The 19011-nt window shown below is 68.3% G+C and carries 21 protein-coding genes; 7 read left to right on the top strand and 14 right to left on the bottom strand.

Features of this window, described 5'->3' with window-relative positions:
• Positions 1-19 precede the first annotated feature (19 nt).
• On the bottom strand, positions 20-802 hold the full coding sequence (locus ACP690_RS12985; protein WP_426261372.1) for a Coq4 family protein: 783 nt from the start codon (positions 800-802) through the stop codon (positions 20-22).
• Between the two features lie 167 nt (positions 803-969).
• Between ACP690_RS12985 and ACP690_RS12990 the strand changes: the two genes are divergently transcribed.
• Both ACP690_RS12990 and ACP690_RS12995 read left to right on the top strand, forming a co-directional pair.
• Positions 970-1422 (top strand): hypothetical protein, encoded by a 453-nt coding sequence (locus tag ACP690_RS12990; protein WP_147037003.1) that lies wholly within the window; start codon positions 970-972, stop codon positions 1420-1422.
• Positions 1423-1485: 63 nt separating this feature from the next.
• Positions 1486-1884, top strand: coding sequence for a glycine zipper 2TM domain-containing protein (locus ACP690_RS12995; protein WP_024310365.1), 399 nt, complete (start codon positions 1486-1488; stop codon positions 1882-1884).
• Positions 1885-1938: 54 nt separating this feature from the next.
• Here ACP690_RS12995 and ACP690_RS13000 read toward each other — a convergent pair whose 3' ends face one another.
• Positions 1939-2112 (bottom strand): hypothetical protein, encoded by a 174-nt coding sequence (locus ACP690_RS13000; RefSeq protein WP_017979940.1) that lies wholly within the window; start codon positions 2110-2112, stop codon positions 1939-1941.
• Positions 2113-2225: 113 nt separating this feature from the next.
• Here ACP690_RS13000 and ACP690_RS13005 point away from each other — a divergent pair, with 113 nt between their 5' ends.
• Entirely contained in the window at positions 2226-4127 is a 1902-nt protein-coding gene (locus ACP690_RS13005; protein ID WP_426255062.1) for a S9 family peptidase, read from the top strand.
• 4 nt (positions 4128-4131) lie between these two features.
• On the opposite strand, the gene ACP690_RS13010 is transcribed toward ACP690_RS13005, so the two are convergent.
• From ACP690_RS13010 to ACP690_RS13065, 12 genes are all read right to left on the bottom strand, one after another.
• Positions 4132-5175: a cell wall hydrolase gene (locus tag ACP690_RS13010; protein WP_426261393.1), complete on the bottom strand. Its 1044-nt coding sequence runs from the start codon at positions 5173-5175 to the stop codon at positions 4132-4134.
• 217 nt (positions 5176-5392) lie between these two features.
• Positions 5393-8224: a M16 family metallopeptidase gene (locus ACP690_RS13015; RefSeq protein ID WP_426261373.1), complete on the bottom strand. Its 2832-nt coding sequence runs from the start codon at positions 8222-8224 to the stop codon at positions 5393-5395.
• A gap of 205 nt (positions 8225-8429) precedes the next feature.
• On the bottom strand, positions 8430-8618 hold the full coding sequence (locus ACP690_RS13020) for a hypothetical protein (RefSeq protein ID WP_426261374.1): 189 nt from the start codon (positions 8616-8618) through the stop codon (positions 8430-8432).
• Positions 8619-8620: 2 nt separating this feature from the next.
• Positions 8621-9757: a tRNA guanosine(34) transglycosylase Tgt gene (tgt, locus tag ACP690_RS13025; protein ID WP_426261375.1), complete on the bottom strand. Its 1137-nt coding sequence runs from the start codon at positions 9755-9757 to the stop codon at positions 8621-8623.
• A 43-nt stretch (positions 9758-9800) separates the two neighbouring features.
• Complete coding sequence (locus tag ACP690_RS13030) at positions 9801-10250, bottom strand: EF-hand domain-containing protein (protein WP_426255065.1); 450 nt, start codon at positions 10248-10250, stop codon at positions 9801-9803.
• A 40-nt stretch (positions 10251-10290) separates the two neighbouring features.
• On the bottom strand, positions 10291-11325 hold the full coding sequence (gene queA / locus ACP690_RS13035; RefSeq protein ID WP_426255066.1) for a tRNA preQ1(34) S-adenosylmethionine ribosyltransferase-isomerase QueA: 1035 nt from the start codon (positions 11323-11325) through the stop codon (positions 10291-10293).
• Positions 11322-12059: a peptidylprolyl isomerase gene (locus ACP690_RS13040; protein WP_063686264.1), complete on the bottom strand. Its 738-nt coding sequence runs from the start codon at positions 12057-12059 to the stop codon at positions 11322-11324. The genes queA and ACP690_RS13040 overlap by 4 nt, the downstream gene beginning before the upstream one ends.
• A gap of 227 nt (positions 12060-12286) precedes the next feature.
• Positions 12287-12793 carry a pantetheine-phosphate adenylyltransferase gene (gene coaD / locus ACP690_RS13045; RefSeq protein ID WP_017979931.1) on the bottom strand — a complete coding sequence of 169 codons (507 nt, stop codon included), beginning with the start codon at positions 12791-12793 and terminating at the stop codon, positions 12287-12289.
• Between the two features lie 45 nt (positions 12794-12838).
• A complete protein-coding gene (locus ACP690_RS13050; RefSeq protein WP_426261376.1) occupies positions 12839-13741 on the bottom strand; it encodes a polyprenyl synthetase family protein in 903 nt (300 codons plus the stop codon).
• A gap of 4 nt (positions 13742-13745) precedes the next feature.
• Positions 13746-13985 (bottom strand): exodeoxyribonuclease VII small subunit, encoded by a 240-nt coding sequence (locus ACP690_RS13055; RefSeq protein WP_017979929.1) that lies wholly within the window; start codon positions 13983-13985, stop codon positions 13746-13748.
• A gap of 67 nt (positions 13986-14052) precedes the next feature.
• Entirely contained in the window at positions 14053-15168 is a 1116-nt protein-coding gene (gene dnaN, locus ACP690_RS13060) for a DNA polymerase III subunit beta (protein ID WP_017979928.1), read from the bottom strand.
• 195 nt (positions 15169-15363) lie between these two features.
• Complete coding sequence (locus ACP690_RS13065; protein WP_063686258.1) at positions 15364-15969, bottom strand: outer membrane protein; 606 nt, start codon at positions 15967-15969, stop codon at positions 15364-15366.
• A 136-nt stretch (positions 15970-16105) separates the two neighbouring features.
• On the opposite strand from ACP690_RS13065, the gene ACP690_RS13070 reads away from it, so the two are divergent.
• The 4 genes from ACP690_RS13070 (at position 16106) to ACP690_RS13085 (ending at position 19004) form a co-directional block, all read left to right on the top strand.
• Entirely contained in the window at positions 16106-16753 is a 648-nt protein-coding gene (locus ACP690_RS13070; RefSeq protein WP_426261377.1) for a histidine phosphatase family protein, read from the top strand.
• The gene (locus ACP690_RS13075) at positions 16750-17226 is read left to right on the top strand and encodes a hypothetical protein (RefSeq protein ID WP_426261378.1); all 477 of its coding nucleotides are present in this window, start codon (positions 16750-16752) and stop codon (positions 17224-17226) included. The genes ACP690_RS13070 and ACP690_RS13075 overlap by 4 nt, the downstream gene beginning before the upstream one ends.
• Positions 17227-17249: 23 nt before the next feature.
• Positions 17250-18488 carry a 23S rRNA (adenine(2503)-C(2))-methyltransferase RlmN gene (gene rlmN / locus ACP690_RS13080; RefSeq protein ID WP_241890134.1) on the top strand — a complete coding sequence of 413 codons (1239 nt, stop codon included), beginning with the start codon at positions 17250-17252 and terminating at the stop codon, positions 18486-18488.
• A 66-nt stretch (positions 18489-18554) separates the two neighbouring features.
• A complete protein-coding gene (locus ACP690_RS13085; protein WP_426261379.1) occupies positions 18555-19004 on the top strand; it encodes a DUF4126 domain-containing protein in 450 nt (149 codons plus the stop codon).
• The last annotated feature ends 7 nt before the right edge of the window (positions 19005-19011 follow it).

The raw sequence follows: 19011 nt of genomic DNA on the forward strand, positions 1-19011 counted from the left end.
CTAGCAGGTTCTGAAGCGCTTAGGCGAGCGCGGCTTGCGCCCGCGCCTTTTGCGTGGAGGCGTAGGAGGCGAGTTGCGGCCCCAGCGCGACCTGCGCATGCCGGTAGATCACCGGATCGGCGATCCCGAGCCGCGCGCGCGCCGCGTCGAGCGGTTCGTGCATCAGCGCCTCATAATCCTCGCCCAGCAGCCACGCGGCGCGTTTGCCGTTGCGATAGCCTTCGCGCACCGCCTTCGCGAGCAGGGTGCCGCCGGTCTCGCGGATCGACTTCAGCGCCGCCCCGGTGGCGATGAACGCCCAGCCGAGGCCCCGCGTCTGCGCGTAGGAGAAGGCAACGAGACACGCTTCGCCCATCGTCTCATCGGCCTTGTAGCCGGTGAGGACGTGCCAGATGTCATGCACGTCGCGGGTGCGCCGCCCTATCCAGGCATAAGGGTGGATGACGTCGGTTTCGGACGGATCGAGCCGGCTGACCTCCACCAGCCCGTCGGCGGAATAGCCGGTGGTGTCGAGGAAATCGCGATAGGCGGCGCCCACCGTGCCGGGCGCGAAGCCGTTTACCCAGTCGCGGTCCGCAAAGCGACGCGCCAGCTCGACCCGTTCATAGGCCATGCGGCCGCCCTCGGGCGTCGCGATCAGACGGGCATAGGCCTCTGCCGTGTCGCCCACGTTCAGCGAGCGCATGATGCGGAACACCTGACCGGTGTCGTCGCCATTGGCGAGCAGCTTGCGCAACGCACCGAAGGCGGTGCGCCAGTCGCGGCGGCCGGTCGTGCCGGGGAAGGGAGGAAGCTTGGCCATCGGACCGACTCCTTTACTGACAATGATGTCAGCATGACGCGGAAGTCGTGGCTAGGCAAGCGGTTGCCGCACCGATGATGCGGCCGATCGCACATCGATCGGAACAAGCGGTCGCGGCCTGTGGTTGGTTCGGTTCGAGATTGCGAGCAACGACGGGACGATATGCCATGGATTACAAGAAGATCGGCTTTGGGCTCGGGGCCTTTGCAGTGGGCGCGGCGGCTTGGACCGCCGGGACGGCACTGATCGGCCCGAAGGTCGGGGCACGGCGCGCGGCGTCCAATGACGACGACGGCGCGGGCGCCGTGCCGGGTGACAGCACGACTAGCCCGATCGCGCCGCGCCCTGCGACGATGGCGGCGGCCCCGGTCGGCATGGCGGAGACCGACAAGCATTTCACCGAACGTGCCGGCAATCCCGCGGCGGAGCATGTGCCGACCGATCTGATGGGCGACACGCACCCCGGCAATGACAGCCGGGCGGCCGAACCCTTCCGTCCCGATCCCACCGCGGTGCCGACCGAGGACGAGAAAGAGGCCCTGCGCCCCGCCACCGGCCCCGCCCCGACCCTGGTCGCCGATCGCGGCAGCGGCTTCAGCGAAGCGACCGGAGCGGCCTGATCGCGTGAAACCTTTCGGTGGGCCGGGACATTCTGGCCTCACTGCGGGGAACAGGAGGATGCAATGCGGACAGCGATTTTGGCGGTAATGGCGGCAGCGACGACGCTGGCGGGATGCGCGACCTATGGCGACGACCGCTATCGGAGCTATTCGGCCTATGACTATGACCGGGTCGATCCGAGCTATAACGGCTATTACGCCGATCGCTATTATGTCGACAATGCGCGGTATCGCGAACGTCGCCTGTCGTCGAACGATCGCATCTATCGCGGGCAGGATGGGCGCTATTACTGTCGCCGCAACGACGGCACGACCGGCCTGATCGTCGGCGCGGCCGCGGGCGGTACGCTGGGTGCGGCGATCGCGCCGGGTGGATCGGGCCTGCTTGGCGCGCTGCTTGGCGGCGCAGCGGGTGCGGCGCTGGGTCAGTCGGTCGACCGCAACAACGTGCGCTGCCGCTGATCGACGGCGGCTGATGCGGCGAAGGGCGGCCTTGGCGGGCCGCCCTTTTTCGTGTCAGTCGTTACCCAGCAACGAGGATTTGCGCGGGATCGTCTCGCCCTTGGGCTGCCCCTTGTCGAGCGTTTCGCTGGGCCGGCGTGCGTCACCGTCGCGCTGATGTTCGGTCGACAGATTGGGCGCGCGCGTTTCGGTGGTAGGCGCGGTGGCGTCGTCGGACGAATGGGGCATGCTGTCTCTCCTTATGACGGCACGAACGGCTGGCGACAGGCCGCCGTTCCGCTTGCCGCGCCGCGCTCTTCGGTTAAGCATGGCGGGGATATCCTGCCTTGCCCGGAGTTCCGATGCGTCAGACCCTGTTCGCCGCCCTGCTCGCCACCGCCGTCGCCGCGCCCGCCGTCGCGCAGGGGCTTCACCAATATTACGGCCTCGCCATCGCCCCCGACGGCAGCCGTACCGCGACGATCGAAAGCAGCGGTAGCCACAACGTCATCACGCTGCGCAATGCGACCGACGGGCGCGTGCTGCGAACGATCGATCCCTGCGCGACCTGCGGCTATTCGGACCTGAGCTTCGCGCCCAATGGCGACCTCGTCTTCCTTGCGCGCGATCCGGCCAGCAAGGGCGTGATGCTCGACTATGCGAGCGGCACCGCGACGCGGACGATCGCGACCATCCCCGGTATCGCGCAAACGCCGCGCGTCTCGCCCGACGGCAAGCGCATCGCGCTGCTGGTGACGCTGGGCGCCGAGAAGGAAGCGGGCGCGACGCAGCCGGGCGTGCGCATGATCGGCGAGATCGGCGGGAAGAACGACGAACAGCGGCTCGCCGTGTTCGATGTCGCCAGCCCGTCGTCGACCGTGACGCCGCTGTCGCCGGCCGGCCGCTATGTCTACGAATATGACTGGACGCCGGACGGGCGCGGCTTCGTCGCGACGACGGCGCTGGGCAATGGCGACAACAATTGGTGGGTGGCGACGCTCGACGCGATCGACGCGCAGAGCGGCGCGGTGCGCTCGATCGCCAAGCCCGCGACGCAGATCAAGCATCCGCGCGTCTCGCCCGACGGCCGAACGGTGGCCTATATCGGCGGCCTGATGAGCGATTACGGCTCGATCGGCGGCGACGTCTTCACCGTACCGCTCGCGGGCGGTACGCCGACCAACATCACCGCGGGCGCCAAGTCGACGGTGACGACGCTGGACTGGACCGCGGGCGGTCTGCGTACGGTGACGCTGGCGGGCGACGCGACGCAATTCGGCACGCTCGTGCCCGGCAAGCCCGTCGCCCCCGGTTTCACCAAGCCTGCCACGGCCAGCGCCGGCGACGGCCGCGCCGCCTTCTCTGCTGACGGGCGCTCGGTTGCCGCGGTGGTGCAGGATTACGAACATGCGCCGGCGATCTACGCCGGGCCGATCGCCGCGGTGCGGCAGGTCACGCACGACAATGACGCCGCGCCCGCACTGACCCGAGCGAAGAGCGTCAGCTGGAAGAACGAGGGCTATGACGTGCAGGGCTGGCTGCTCGCGCCGTTGAATGCGCCCACCGGCAAGGCGCCGATGATCACGATGGTCCACGGCGGCCCGTCGTCGGCGTCGGTGCCCGGCTATGTCACGCCCAATTCGATGAACGGCGCGCTGCTGAAGGCGGGTTATTACGTCTTCCTGCCCAATGCCCGTGGCAGCTTCGGCCAGGGCGAGGCGTTCACCGCCGCCAACAAGCGCGACTTCGGCGGCGGCGATCTGCGCGATATCCTCGCCGGGATCGACGCGGTCGAGCGCGTTGCGCCGATCGACGACAACCGGCTGGGGCTGGGCGGGTGCAGCTATGGCGGCTTCATGACGATGTGGGCGAACACCCAGACGAACCGGTTCAAGGGCATCGTCGCGGGCGCCGGCATTTCCAACTGGATCAGCTATTACGGCACCAACGGCATCGACCAGTGGATGCTGCCGTTCTTCGGCAAGTCGATGTACGACGACATGAAGGCCTATGAGGACGTGTCGGCGGTGTACCGCCTGAAGAGCGCGCAGACGCCGACGTTCATCTATGTCGGCGAGCGCGATATCGAGGTGCCGCCGACCCAGTCGGTCGAATGGTGGCACGCGCTGAAGGCCAAGGGCGTGCCGGTCAGCCTGGTGATCTATCCCGATGCCGGCCATTGCGTGACCGCGCCGGCACAGGCCGCCGACGTACGCGCACGGGCGATCGCGTGGTTCGACACATACGTGAAGAACGCCAAGTAAGGCGTCAGAGCAGGGGCTTGCCCGAATCCTTGAACCGGTCGAGCACCTGGGGTGCGGCGGGCAGGTTGTCGGTCGGGCGCGCCTTATCCGGTGTGGCGGCGGGCGGAGCGATAGGGCTGCCGCTCGCCGCATAGCCGGGCTGAACCTGCTCGGGCCGCGTCATCGGCGGCACCGGCGCGACACTGGCGATCAACGCCGGCGACGTCGCGACGGGCGGCGCGATCAGGGGCATGTGCGGGCCGGGGACCGGCTCGCCGCCACGATAGGGCGCGCTGAACGCGGCGCTGGTGCCCCAATAGCCCTTCCACCGATGGAACAGATGCGCGCCGACCACGTCGGTCATCACCAAGCTGCGGTTCCAGGCGGGCGTCACGGCATAGGTGTGGTAATGCGTCGCCAGCCCGACCGATGCGTAGACATAGCCGGCGAGCGCCATGCCGGCATGGCGTGCCGCCCTGATCCAGGCCGCCCGCGACGGCACCCGGGCCATGGCGCCGTCGCAGGCGAAGCTGAACTGGCAGCCTGACCGCTCGGACCCCTGATAGACGACGCCGCACACCGTATGCGGGAAGGCGGGATGGCGCACGCGGTTCAGGATCACCTGCGCCACGGCGAGCTGGCCGGCGTCGGGTTCGGACGCCGCCTCGTAATAGATGGCGGCGGTGAGGCATTCGAGCGCGCGGGCGCGATCGACGCTGGAGGCGGCTTTCGGGGAAAAGGGCGCCGCGGCGACCACGCCGGCATCGGCGCGCATCGCTGCGGCTGCGAGCGAGGGCGAGACCGGCGTGGCGGGCAGCGCAATCGTACCGGTCACGCCCGGTGCGGGGGCGGCGCCGTCGCTCGCCGTCGACGCTGCGGGCATGGCGACATCGGTGTAGAGCAGGGCCGCACCGGGGAAATGATCCTCCGCCTCATAGCCGGCGGGGGCGGGCATCGGTGGCGGATCGCCTGCCCCATGCGCCGCGATCGCCCGCCATGCGCCCTGAGCCGCGAGCAGCGCGAGGATGCCGAGCCCGACGGCCACGAGCGCGATCCACGCCCGCGTCAACCTCCGGATCGTCTGCCTGCGGACCTGCATGCCGCCGCCATAGCGTAAGGCACGTGCGGCGTCCGCCATGGATTTCCGGACGTGCCAGAGTGGTACGACGGGGCGGTGCGGTAGGACTTTTGGGGACGGGCTGTCCCCTCGATGCGTCACCCCGGAACATGGCCGGGGTGACGCGCTGGGCGGGGGCAGACACCGCCTGCCCCCGCTACCCATGCGGTTACTTGAGCGTCGGACTGTCCAGCTTCAGTTCGCCCTCGGTCAGCGTTTCCGTGGCCGGACGCGCAGCCTTCAGCGGCGTGACGAATTGCTTGGCGTCGCCCACCACGGCGACGCTCGCCGCCTTGGGATCGAGCAGCGCGGCCGATGCTGCCTGCACCGCTGCCGGCGTCACCGCCTCCACCTTTGCGGTGTAGCGCTGCAATTCGGTCAGCGGCACACCGTCGAGCACATATTCGCCGATGATCCCGGCGATCCCGTCGGTCGTCTCGACGCCACGGCCAAAATTACCGACCAGCACCGCCTTGCGCGTCGACAGCTCCGCCTCGGGCACCGGCGTCGCGCCCATCCGCGCCATTTCGGCGGTCATCAGCGAGACGACCTCTGCCGCGGTCTGGTTTTTGGTCTGCGTCCGCGCCGCGATGCTGCCCGTGGTCCGTGCCGCATCGACGCTGCTGCCCGCGCCATACGCAAGGCCGCGCTTGATCCGCACTTCCTGATTCAGCCGCGACGAGAAGCCGCCACCCAGCACCGTGTTGGCGACCGCGAAGGGATAATAACGCGGATCGGACCGCGGAATCGCGACGCGTTCGACGACGACGCCCGCCTGGCCCGCGCCCGGCATGTCGACGACGACGGTACGCGGCGCCGGCAGCGTGCCGACCGCCGGCAGTGGCATCGGCGCGCCCGCCGGCGCCCGCCAGCCGCCGAACTGCGCCTTGGCCAGCGCCTCCGCCTGTGCCGGCGTCACGTCGCCGACCAGGATCAGCGTCGCCTGATCGGGCCGCCACGTGCGCGCATAGGCGGCGGTGACGTCGGCGCGCGTGATCGCCTTCAGCGATGCCGGCGTGCCCGATCCGGGCGCGCCATAAGGCGAAGCGCCGAAGGTCGCGCGATCGGCGACCAGCGCGGCGAGCTGCGCCGGGTTCTTCATCGCGACCTTCACCGCATCGACCTGCTGCGTCCGCGCGCGCTCCAGTTCCTCGGGCGCGAAGACGGGATGCTGCGCCACGTCGGCGAGGATGTTGAGGGCCGGGGCCAGCTGGTCCGACTTCACCGTCACCTCGACGCTGCCGCCCTCGCTTGCCGCATTGGCACCGATCGAGCCGCCCAAGCTTTCGACCTGACGCGCGATCTCGGTTGCCGAGCGGGTCGTCGTGCCCTTGGTCATCAGATTGGCGGCGAGGCTGCTGACGCCCGAACGGTCCGCCGGATCGAGCGCCTGGCCGCCCGTGCCGACCAGATAGGCGGTGGCGATCGGCAGGTCGTGGCGCTCGACCGTGACGACGCGCAGGCCGTTGGCGAGCTGCGTCTCGACCGGCTGCGGCAAATTGGCGGTAACCGGCGCGCCGGGGGCGGGCGGCAGGATGCGCTGGCCTTCGGGCGCGGGCGTGACGATCGCGATGTCGGCAGGCGGGGTCAGTGCTTCGGTCCGCACGGTCGGGGCGACCGCGATCCTGTCACCGGTCTGGCCGGCAGGCTTGGCGCTATCGGGTAGATAACGGATCGTCGCGGACTGGGCATCCCCCAGATACTGACGCGCGACGCGCTGGACGTCGGCGGCGGTGACTTGCTGGATCGCGGCGAGCTGGCGATCGGCGGCGCGGGGGTCGCCATCGATGATCACCGACGAAGCGAGCAGGCGTGCCTTGCCCTCCGCGGTTTCGCGGCTCTTGATCGCGGCGGTGACGATCTCGTTCTTCGCCTCGGCGAGTTCGGCGGCGCTGACCGGTGCGTCACGGAAGCGTGCGATCTCGCGCTTCAGCGCGACCTCGCCCTGGTCCGCGGTCTTGCCGTCGGCCAGGATCGCATACGCGACGAGGTTACCCGTCCCCTGCTTGCTGTCGAGGAAGGACGAGGCATCCTGCGCCAGCTGGTCGCGATAGACGAGGCTTTCGTACATCCGGCTGCTCTCGCCCGTCGACAGGATCGTGTTGAGCACGGTCAGCGCGGGAATGTCGGCGCTCCGGTCGGCGGGGACGTGCCAGGTCATGACGACCGCAGGCAGAGGCGTATTGGGTTCGTAGACGGTGTAGCTCACCGGCTTGGCGCGCATCGGTTCCTGCACGGTGACGCGCGGGATCGCCGTCGTCGGCCGCACGATCTTGCTGAAATAGCGGTCGACCCAGGCGTCGAGCTGCTTGGGATCGAAATTGCCGGCGACGACCAGGATCGCATTGTCGGGGCGGTAATAGGTGGCGTGGAAGGCGCGGACGTCGTCGATCGAGGCCGCTTCCAGATTCTCGATACTGCCGATCGTCGAGCGCGCATAGGGGTGCGTCGTGTAGGATGCGGCCGACAGATAGGTGGAGAACAGCTTGCCATAGGGGCGGGCCAGCGTGGACTGGCGCAGCTCTTCCTTCACCACGTCGCGCTCCGATGCGAAGCTCTTGGGTTCGACCACCAGGCTCGCCATGCGATCGGCCTCGGCGAACAGCAGGCGCTGCAGGTGATTGGCCGGTACGACCTCGTAATAATTGGTGTAATCGTCGTTGGTCGAGGCGTTGTTATAGCCGCCGACGTCCTCGGTCAGGCGGTCCATCTGTTCGGAGACGAGGTTGCGCGTCGCCTTGAACATCAGATGTTCGAACATGTGCGCAAAGCCCGAACGGCCCTTGGGATCGTCCTTCGACCCCACGTCATACCATACCTGCACCGCGACATTGGGCGTCGACGTATCGCGCAGCGCATAGACGCGCAGACCGTTCGCCAGCGTGCGTTCGGTATAGGCGATCGGCTTGACGGCGGTCGCCGCCGGCGCGGCGGTCTGCGCGGTGGCGGCGAGGGGGAGCAGCGCGGCCCCGAGCAGAAGGGCGGCACGAACGAGGCGCATGGGATGCTCCGGTTAGGACGGGATGATGCCGTCGGTTGAACCGGAGCTTGGGGATCGTGTCAATCGTAACGCTCGTCATCCCGGCGCACGCCGGGATCCATGGTTACGAGCGGTCGTGAATGGTGCACAACCGATGAGGCTCCCCGTGTCCATGGATCCCGGCGTGCGCCGGGATGACGGGGGGCGACAGTCGGGCAGCCGCCCCTTAGTCCTTCTTCTTCCCCGAATTGGCGAACAGCACCGCCGCGGCGACCGCGGCCGATCCGATGCCGACGCCAATGATGCGCATCGGCCAATGGCTCTTGCGGCCCTGCATCTTGGCCTGCGCCGCGGCATCCTGCTGCGCCTTGGCGGCGGCGGCGGCTTCGAGGATCTCGTTGGGCTGATCCGACATACTCACTCTCCCTTGCCCCGTTGATACGCTGCGCGAAAACCATTCGCGAACGGGGTCAGTTCACCAGCCGCAATGGCGGCTCTCAGGTCCGCCATCAAGGCTTCGTAGAACCAGATGTTATGTTCGGTCATCAACATCGCACCCAGAATTTCGCCCGCGCGGACGAGGTGGTGGATATAGGCGCGACTCCAGGTCGCACAGACCGGACAGCCGCACGCCGGGTCGAGCGGTGCCTGATCCTCGCCGAACTTCGCATTGCGCAGGTTGATCGGGCCGTTGCGAGTGAACGCCTGGCCGGTCCGCCCCGAGCGCGTCGGCATCACGCAGTCGAACATGTCGATGCCGCGTTCCACCGCGCCGACAATATCGTCGGGTTTGCCGACGCCCATCAGATAGCGCGGCTTGTCCTGCGGCAATTGCCCGGGTGCGAAATCGAGGCAGCCGAACATCGCCTCCTGCCCCTCGCCGACTGCCAGGCCGCCGACCGCATAGCCGTCGAAACCGATGTCGATCAGCGCGTCGGCACTCGCCTTGCGGAAGGACTCGTCGAGCGCGCCTTGCTGGATGCCGAAGATCGCATTGTTTTCGGCATGCTCGCCGCCGCTGTCGAACGCATTACGGCTGCGCTTCGCCCAGCGCATCGAACGTTCCATCGCCGCGGCCTGCACCTCGCGCGTCGAGGTCGTCGGCACCAGTTCGTCGAACGCCATCACGATGTTGGAGCCCAGCAGTCGCTGGATTTCGATCGATCGTTCGGGGCTGAGCAGATGACGCGTGCCGTCGAGGTGGCTCTTGAACGACACGCCCTCTTCGGATCGCTTGGTCAGGTCGGCGAGGCTCATCACCTGATAGCCGCCCGAATCGGTCAGGATCGGCTTATCCCAGCCCATGAAACCGTGGAGGCCGCCCAGCCGCGCTACCCGTTCCGCGCCGGGGCGCAGCATCAAATGATAGGTGTTGCCCAGGATGATGTCGGCACCCGCGTTGGCGACGTCGGCGGGCTTCATTGCCTTGACGGTGGCGGCGGTGCCGACCGGCATGAAGGCGGGCGTGCGGATGACGCCACGCTGCATCTGAATCGTGCCGGTGCGGGCGCGGCCGTCGGTGGCGGCGATGGTGAAGGCGAAACGGGAAGACATGTCGTGCGCTTTGGCGAAAGCGGTCAGCGGTGTCGAGCCGCCGCTACCGCTTGCGCTTGTCGCCGCGCGGATCGGGGGCGCGGGTCGCCATGCTGCGGATCGTCAAACATTCTTTCCGCGTGACGACGCCATCCCTGTCGACGTCGAGCCGGGCGAACACCCGCGCCATCGCCGCCTGCAATTCGGCGAGCGTGATGCGATTGTCGCCGTCGCTATCCACTTCGAACGGGCTGGGCAGCGCATTGGGATCGCCCAGCCAGCGCGTCGACCAGTCGGCGAAGTCGATATAGCCGAGCGAGCCGGTGTGAGCGGTGTCGATCGCGGCAAAGCTGCGCGCTACGCCGGCGGCAAGCTCGGCGCGGGTGGTGCGGCCGTCGCCGTCGCTGTCGAACGCGGCGATCGCCATCGCGACCGGCTCGACCACCAGCGTTGCGGGTGGCTGGGCCGGGGCGGCAACAGGCGTCGCCGCCTGGAGAAGAAGCGTCAGCAGCATCGGCGGCGATCATGCCAGCGGGCCGTCCCGCGCGCCATCGCTATGTGCGCGCCGGCAGCAGCAGCGAGGCGTCGCCGTAGGAATAGAAACGGTATCCCTCGGCAATGGCGTGGGCGTAGGCCGCCTGCATCCGCTCGCGCCCCATCAACGCCGAGACGAGCATGAACAGCGTCGATTTGGGCAAATGGAAGTTGGTGAGCAGGCCGTCGATGCCGCGGAAGGTGTAGCCGGGGGTGATGAAAATCGCGGTGTCGCCTTCGAACGGGCGGATCACCTGGTCTTCGCCGCTCGCGCTTTCGATCAGGCGGAGCGAGGTGGTGCCGACCGCGATCACCCGGCCACCGCTGGCGCGGACGGCGTTCAGGCGGTCGGCGGTGGCGGCGCCGATGCGGCCCCATTCGGCGTGCATCTGGTGGTCGTCGGTGTCGTCTGCCTTGACGGGCAGGAAGGTGCCGGCGCCGACGTGCAGCGTCAGCGTCTCGTGGCCGATGCCGGCGGCGTCCAGCGCGGCGATCAGATCGGGCGTGAAGTGCAGCGCCGCCGTGGGCGCGGCGACGGCGCCCGGTTCAGCCGCGAACATCGTCTGGTAATCGTCGGCATCGCGCGCATCGGTCGGGCGCTTGGCGGCGATATAGGGCGGCAGCGGCATGCGGCCGGCGCGTTCGAGCAGCAGTTCGACCGGCTCGTCCCCCGCGAAGTCGAGCGCGAGGCTGCCATCCTCGCCGCGATCGGTGGCGATGGCGGTGACGCCCGACCCGAAATCGATGCTGTCGCCCTCGCGCAGGCGGCGCGCGTTGCGGACGAAAGCGCGCCAGCGGCGCGGTCCTTCGCGCTTGTGCAGCGTCGCGCCGATCTTCGCCTCGCCGCGTCGCCCCTCGAGTTGCGCGGGGATCACGCGCGTGTCGTTGAACACCAGGCAGTCGCCGGCACGCAATTCAGCCGGCAGGTCGCGAACGATGCGGTCGCGCGTCGCATCGCCGTCGAGCACCAGCAGCCGTGCCGAATCGCGCGGCGATGCCGGCCGCAGCGCGATCCGCTCGGCCGGCAGCTCGAAATCGAAAAGCTCGACCTTCACTTGCGGGCAGGCGCCTTCTTGGCGGGTGCCGTCTTGCGGGCCGGGGCGACCGCCTTCTTCGGCGCCGCGGTGCCAGCCGATTCGCCGCCGGGCAATGTCACGGGCGCGCCGAGCGTCACCGGCGCCGGAGCAGGGGCGGGGGTGTAGGCCGGAGGATTGTCGGCGGCGATATACGCGTGGACGATCTTGGTCGGATCCGCGGGCGGCTCGCCACGCTGGATCGCGTCAACATACTGCATGCCATCGATCACCCGGCCGAAGACGGTATACTTCTTGTCGAGGCTGAGCTTCGGCTGGAAGACGATGAAGAACTGGCTGTTCGCACTGTTCGGATCGTCCGCACGCGCCGCCGACACCGCGCCGCGGACGTGGGGCAGATAGTTGAACTCCGACGGCACGTTGGGCAGCGTCGATCCGCCGGTGCCGTCGCCCTTGGGATCGCCGCCCTGCGCCATGAAACCGTCGATCACGCGGTGGAAGGCAAGGCCGTCATAGAAATGCTGGCGGGTCAGCGTCTTGATCCGCTCGACCATCTTGGGCGCCACGTCGGGACGCAGCCAGATGGTGACGCGGCCACCGTCCGACAGGTCGAGCAGCCAGAGGTTTTCCTTGTCGGTGGTCAGCGGCGGCGTCGCGCGCTGGGTGACGTCGTCGGTGCCGGGTACGCTCTGCGCAAAGGCAGGCGCGGCGAACAGGCACAACAGAAACGCAAACAGACGGGCGAACGGGCGCATGAGATTCCCAACCTAGGTGATGCGGTGCGGCTTAGAGCAAATCGCAGGTTGCACCAAACTGAACATCGTGGCGGCAATGGGGCGGGCGGGTGCCTCACTCTTTCGTCACCCCGGACTGGTTCCGGGGTCCGCTCTGCGGCGAGGGGATATTTTGAGCCTCTTGCCATTCCCCCGCGGTCCGGTGGACCCCGGAACGAGTCCGGGGTGACGGGGAGGGGAAGGGGGCGTCAGCTGCCCCGCCGGCCTAGCTTCTCGACGCGCGCCACCACTTCCTCGCACACGGTCGGCGTGACGAAGCGCTGGATCGGCCCGCCAAACATCGCGATTTCTTTGACCAGGCGGCTGGCGATCGGCTGCAGCGCGACGTCGGCCATCAGGAAGACGGTTTCGACGCGCGGATTGATCTGCTGATTCATGCCCGCCATCTGATATTCATACTCGAAATCGGCGACGGCCCGCAGGCCGCGGACGATGACCTTGGCGCCCTCGCGCTCGGCGAAATCCATCAGCAGCGAATCGAAGGCGACGACGTCGATCGATCCGGCGATCCCCTCCACCTCGCGGCGGACGATCGCCATGCGCTCGTCGAGGCTGAACATGGGGGACTTGGAGGGGTTGGTCGTCACGCCGATCACCAGCCGGTCGACCAGCTTGGCGCCGCGGCGGATGATGTCCATATGCCCCAAAGTGATGGGGTCGAAGGTGCCCGGATAGACGCCGATCCGCTCGCTCATGTCCGCCCCCTGTGTTCGATCATTATCGTGTTGGATGAATGTCGGTCAGCGATCCCGCTCGACGACGTAGCGCGCAACCGCGCGGAGCACATCGGCCTCGGGCCCGAAACCGTGCAAGTGCGCGATCGCCTGATCGACCAGCATGCGGCATTGTTCGCGCGCGCGGTCGACGCCGAGCAGCGACAGGAACGTCTCCTTGCCGGCCGCGCCGTCCTTGCGCAGCGCCTTGCCGACCACCGCCTCGTCGCCCTCGGCATCGAGCAGGTCGTCGGCGATCTGGAAGGCGAGGCCCAGGTCGTGCGCATAGCCGCGCAAGCTGCGGCGCCCCTCTGGCGGAACGCGGCCCAGGATCGCCCCCATTTCCACCGACACACCGATCAGCGCACCGGTCTTCATCTGCTGCAGCCGGGTGACGGTGGCGAGGTCGAACGTCATGCGTTCGGCGACCAGGTCCATCATCTGCCCGCCCGCCATGCCCGACGGGCCGGAAGCGCGCGCCAATTCCATCACCAGTTCGGCGCGAACGAAGGGGTCGGCATGCGTCGCGGGATCGGCGAGCACTTCGAAGGCGAGAGCGTGCAGGCAATCGCCCGCCAGGATCGCGGTCGCCTCGCCGAATGCCTTGTGGACCGTCGGCTTGCCACGACGCATGTCGTCGTCGTCCATCGCGGGCAGATCGTCGTGGATCAGCGAATAGACGTGGATCGCCTCAACCGCCATCGCGACCTCGCCCGCGCAGTCGCGGTCGACGCCGAACAGGTCGGCCGTCGCGCACAGCAGCAGCGGGCGCAGCCGCTTGCCGCCGCCGATCGCGGCATGGCGCATCGCCTTGTAGAGGTCGGCGCGCGGATCCTCGGGTACAGTGAGCAGCCGGTCGAAGCGTGCGTCGATATCCGCGGCGACGGCGGCGAGCGCCTGATCGAGTGAGGGCGCGGTCGCGCTGGTCATCGGATCAGCCGGCTGCAAAGGGGCGGGTGCCGGCGGCCTTGCCCTCGGCATCGAGGCGGATCGCCTCGATCCGGGCCTGGGCTGCGTCGAGACGATCGGCGCAGCGCTGGCGCAGCCGATCGCCGCGTTCGTAAAGCTGGATCGATTCGTCGAGCGTCGCTTCACCGCTTTCGAGGCGGCTGACGATGCGTTCCAGTTCCTTCAAAGCATCTTCGAACGACAGGGTTTCGATCGGCGTATCCATGCGCGTCGCTATGGGGCAGCGGCGGGACGCACGCAAGGATGCGCGCAGACCCCGCCGCTTACCCGAATCAGACGCGCATCGGCATGAGCACGTAGAGTGCGGGCGCCTTGTCGTTTTCGCGGATCAGCGTCGGGGCGGCGGCATCGTTGAGATGCACTTCCACCACGTCGCCATCGATCTGGCCGAGGATGTCGAGCAGATAGCGGCTGTTGAAGCCGATCTCGAACGGCATCGCGGCATAATCGCCCGGCACCTCTTCGGCGGCGGTGCCGTTTTCGGGGCTGGTGACCGACAGGGTAATCTTGTCGCGATCGAGCGCCATCTTCACCGCGCGCGTCTTTTCGGTCGCGATGGTCGACACGCGGTCGACGCCCTCCATGAAGCTCTTGGGATCGAGCTTGAGGATCTTGTCGTTCGCGGTCGGGATAACGCGGCTGTAATCGGGGAACGTACCGTCGATCAGCTTGCTGGTCAGGATGGCATTGCCCAGATCGAAGCGGATCTTGGTGCCCGACAGCGACACGCCGACCGAGCCGTCGATCTCGTCGAGCAGCTTGCGCAATTCACCGACGCACTTCCGCGGTACGATCACGTCGGGCATGCCCGCAGCGCCTTCCGGGCGCGGCAGCGTGACGCGGGCGAGGCGATGGCCGTCGGTGGCGGCGGCCTTCAGCGTCGGCTCCGACGCTTCGTCCTGGACGTGCAGGAAGATGCCGTTGAGGTAATAGCGCGTCTCTTCGGTCGAGATGGCGAAGCGCGTCTTGTCGATGATCTGCTTCAGCGTGTCCGCCGGAATTTCGAACTGCGTCGGCAATTCGCCCTCGGCGATCACCGGGAAGTCGTCGCGCGGCAGCGTGCCCAAGCTGAAGCGCGCGCGGCCGGCGACGATCGTCATGCGGCCTTCGGCGGCGGTCAGCTGCACCTGCGCGCCTTCGGGCAATTTGCGGGCGATGTCGAACAGGGTGTGCGCCGACACGGTGGTCGAACCCGGCTGGTCGACCGCGGCCTGCACCGATTCGTTGATCTGCAAATCGAGGTCCGTCGCCATCAGCCGCAGCTGGCCCTCGGCCGTCGCCTCGAGCAGCACGTTCGACAGGATCGGGATGGTGTTGCGCCGCTCCACGACGGACTGGACATGGCTCAGTCCCTTGAGGAGCGTTGCACGTTCGATCGTCGCCTTCATGGATATCCCCCGTCCCCCGAGTCCGGGGCGTGTTCCTCATCAGTCCTACCCACGAAAAAGGGGTCGGAGCAAGCACTCCGACCCCTCGGGCGATTCCGGTTAACAGCCGGTTAGCGGATTGGCCGCGAATCCGGTGTCGTCCTGCCCCTTGCCCGTCACCCCAGGTCGAGCCCGGGGTGACGGGAGGCTTGGGTATCAGAAGCGCATGCCGACGCCGGCGACCAGTTGGTGGCGATCGACGTCGATATTGTAGCGACCGACCGAATTGTCGGCCTTGCCGTAGTTCGAGTAGCGATATTCGCCCTTGATATAGGTGTTCGCGCCAATCTGATGCTCCAGACCCGCGCCGAGGCGGAAGCCGTCAAGATCGGTGTGATCGCGCGTCTCGGTCGTGCCTTGCGTGTAGCGGGTGTCGACGCGGGCGTTGGTGTAGCCGCCCTTGGCATACGCGAGCGTGGTCGGGTTGAGCGGCACGCCGACGCGCGCGCCGAGATAGACGTCGCGGCCCATGCCGACGCGGAAACGATCGCCCTGGTTGATCAGATTGTCGGTGCGCGTGTCGGTGGTCGATCCGGTCAATTCGCCCTCGGCGCCGACGACGAGGTTGTTGAGCTGCACGTCATAGCCGACCGCGCCGCCGTAGACGAAGCCGTCGCTGGTATCGTGGCCGTCCTTCAGCGCGTCATAGCCGGCGACGCCTTCGATGCGCAGGCCGGTGAAGGGGGCGCCGGCGGTGGTCTGCGCGAACGCGGGGGCGGCGAGGGCGGTGGTGGCCACCGCGGCGAGAATCAGGTTACGCATAAGCTACTCCGTATGACGGGCGCCCCGAACGCTGGGGCGCGATGGGTCAATGGCCCAGACGGAACGGCGTTGCATGAACCTCAGCTAAACACGGAAAACCGTTGCTTTTGCGCCACAGCGATCCGAGACAGCGGGGATGACGTCCACCATTGTGCCGGTCCGCAAGGGCCGCGACTTTATCGCGCGACATGGCGAAACCGTGTTCAATGCCGCCCGGCGGTTGCAGGGCGATGCACCGCATACGCCGCTGACCCGCGCGGGCTTTGCGCAGGCCGACGAGATGGGGCGGGCGCTGCGCGATACGCTGGGTGCGGCGCCGGCGCTGACCTTGTGGGCTTCGCCGACGGGCCGCGCGCTGCAGACGCTGGCGGTGATCGCTGAGCATCTGGAACTCGACTGGCATGGCGCGCATCATGACGCGCGGCTGGTGGAGATCGGCATGGGGCGCTGGGGCGGCCGCTATTATGCCGATGTCGTCGGCGAAGTGGGGCCGGTGATCACGCCCGAGGGCTTGCTGCGCCCGGCGCCCGATGGCGAGGATTATCCGGCGATCGCCGCGCGGGTGACCGCATGGCTGGAAGCGACCGCGGACGATCCGGGTGACCGGCTGATCATCATGCACGGCATCTCCAGCCGAGTGCTGCGGGGTGTCATGACCGGCCTGCCCGATCACCCCGAATGGCGCGCGCCGATCGCCGACGGCCTGCCGCAAGGATCGCTGGTGATGATCGAAGGCGGGGTCGAAACGATCGTCCATCGCGGCACGGGCCACGCCCCCGCGTGAGGCTGGGGGCGGTCCTGCTGCTGGCGATGGCGGTCGCGGGGCCCGCGGCGGCACGCGACACGCTGGGCGTCTACAAGAGCTGGGGCGCGTTCCGCGACGCGGCGCCGCACCGCTGTTACGCCATCGCCCGGCCGGTGACGGCGGGTGGACGCAGTGCGGGCTGGGCGAGCGTCGCGAACTGGCCGGGCCGCGGCCTCAGCGCCTCGCTCCACATCCGCCTGTCGCGGGAGCGCGACCGCTCCGCCCCCGTCACGCTCACCATCGGCGAGCGCCGGTTCGAACTCGCCGCGGGCGGCCTCGACGCCTGGGCGACCGATGCACCCAGCGACCGCGCGATCGTCGCCGCCCTGCGCTCCGGCCGCAGCATGAGCGTCGAGGCGGTGGGCGGCGGAGGGCGCCCCTTCGCTGATGTCTACCTGCTTGCCGGTGCCGCCACCGCGATCGATGCGGCGACCCTGGGCTGCGTCGGATAGCCCGTCCCGGCGGCGGGATGGAAATGGACGCGGTTTTCCGCTATATGCCCGCGATGCTCGACAGCGTTGCGCCCCCCATGCCCATTCCGGGCCATATCGATCCTGTGCCCGTGCCGCGCGCGAAGACGTTGCGCGAGGATGGCCGGATCGACCTCATCGGCCTCGGCAAGGACGAACTCCGCCAGACGCTGCTCGACGCCGGCATGGAGCCGCGGCAGGCGAAGCTGCGCGCCAAGCAGATCTGGCACTGGCTGTACAATCGCGGCGCGACCGAGTTTTCGGCGATGACCGATATCGCCAAGGCGCAGCACCCGTGGCTGGAGCAGCGCTTCGTCATCGGCCGGCCGGAGGTGGTCGAGGCGCAGGTGTCGACCGACGGCACGCGCAAGTGGCTGCTGCGCTCGCCCGACGGGCAGGATTACGAGGCGGTGTTCATCCCCGATGCCGATCGCGGGACGTTGTGCGTGTCGAGCCAGGTCGGCTGCACGCTCAACTGCCGTTTCTGCCATACCGGTACGATGCGCCTCGTCCGCAATCTGACCGCGGGCGAGATCGTCGGGCAGGTGATGCTGGCGCGCGATGCGCTGGGCGAATGGCCGAGCCAGCCCGAGGGGCGGATGCTCACCAACATCGTGATGATGGGCATGGGCGAGCCGCTGTATAACTTCGACAGCGTCCGCGACGCGCTGAAGCTGGTGATGGACGGCGACGGTCTCGCGCTGTCGAAGCGGCGTATCACGCTCAGCACCAGCGGCGTCGTGCCGATGATGGCGCGCGCGGGTGAGGAGATCGGCGTCAACCTCGCCGTGTCGCTGCATGCCGTGACCAAGGAAGTGCGCGACGAAATCGTGCCGCTCAACAAGAAATACGGCATCGAGGAGCTGCTGCAGGCCTGCGCCGACTATCCCGGCGCCAACAATGCGCGCCGCATCACGTTCGAATATGTGATGCTGAAGGACAAGAACGATTCGGACGCGGAAGCGCACGAGCTCGTCCGCCTGCTGCGCAAGTACAAGCTGCCCGCCAAGGTCAATCTGATCCCGTTCAACCCCTGGCCGGGCGCGCCGTACGATACGTCGACGCCGGAGCGGGTGCGCCGCTTCAGCGACATCATCTTCGAAGCGGGCATCTCGGCGCCGGTGCGCACCCCGCGCGGCCGGGACATCGACGCCGCCTGCGGTCAGTTGAAGACCGCAGCGGAGAAGAAGAGCCGCGCGCAAATGGATCGCGAAGCCGAGGAAAAGATGGCGGCGCTCGGCTGAGCCCCGGGCAACCCGTTGGCGCAGCGCGGGTTATGACCCGGGCAACGCTATTATGGGATGTCCTTCATGCTACGCTCTTTCCTGATCGGCCTAGTCGCGGGCCAGCGCGGCATGACGCCGCTGGCGGTGGTCGCGGGTGCGGCACGGCAGGGGACGCTGTCGGCCGGGGCGCCGGGCGCTCGCCTGTTGGCGCATCCGGTCGGCGCCGGCGGCGCGGTTGCGCTGGCGGCGGCGGAGATGGCGGGGGACAAGATGGCGACCGCCCCCGATCGCACCATCCCGCCGGGCCTGATCGCCCGCGCGATGAGCGCCGGATTTGCGGGGGCAGCGCTTGCGGAGCGGCGGCGCATGACGAGCGCGCTCGTCGCCGCCACGACCGCGGTGGCCGCGGCCTATGCGGGTCTCGCGCTGCGGCGCTATGGCATGCGGCGCTGGGGACAGACCGTGACCGGCTTCGTCGAGGATGCGGCCGTGCTGGCCGGCGGTATCGCCATCGCGCGTCTGCCGGCGCGCTGAGGCCTTT

Origin of the sequence: Sphingomonas sp. DC4900 (assembly GCF_049896485.1) — a bacterium.
In the GTDB taxonomy this organism is placed as follows: domain Bacteria; phylum Pseudomonadota; class Alphaproteobacteria; order Sphingomonadales; family Sphingomonadaceae; genus Sphingomonas; species Sphingomonas aquatilis.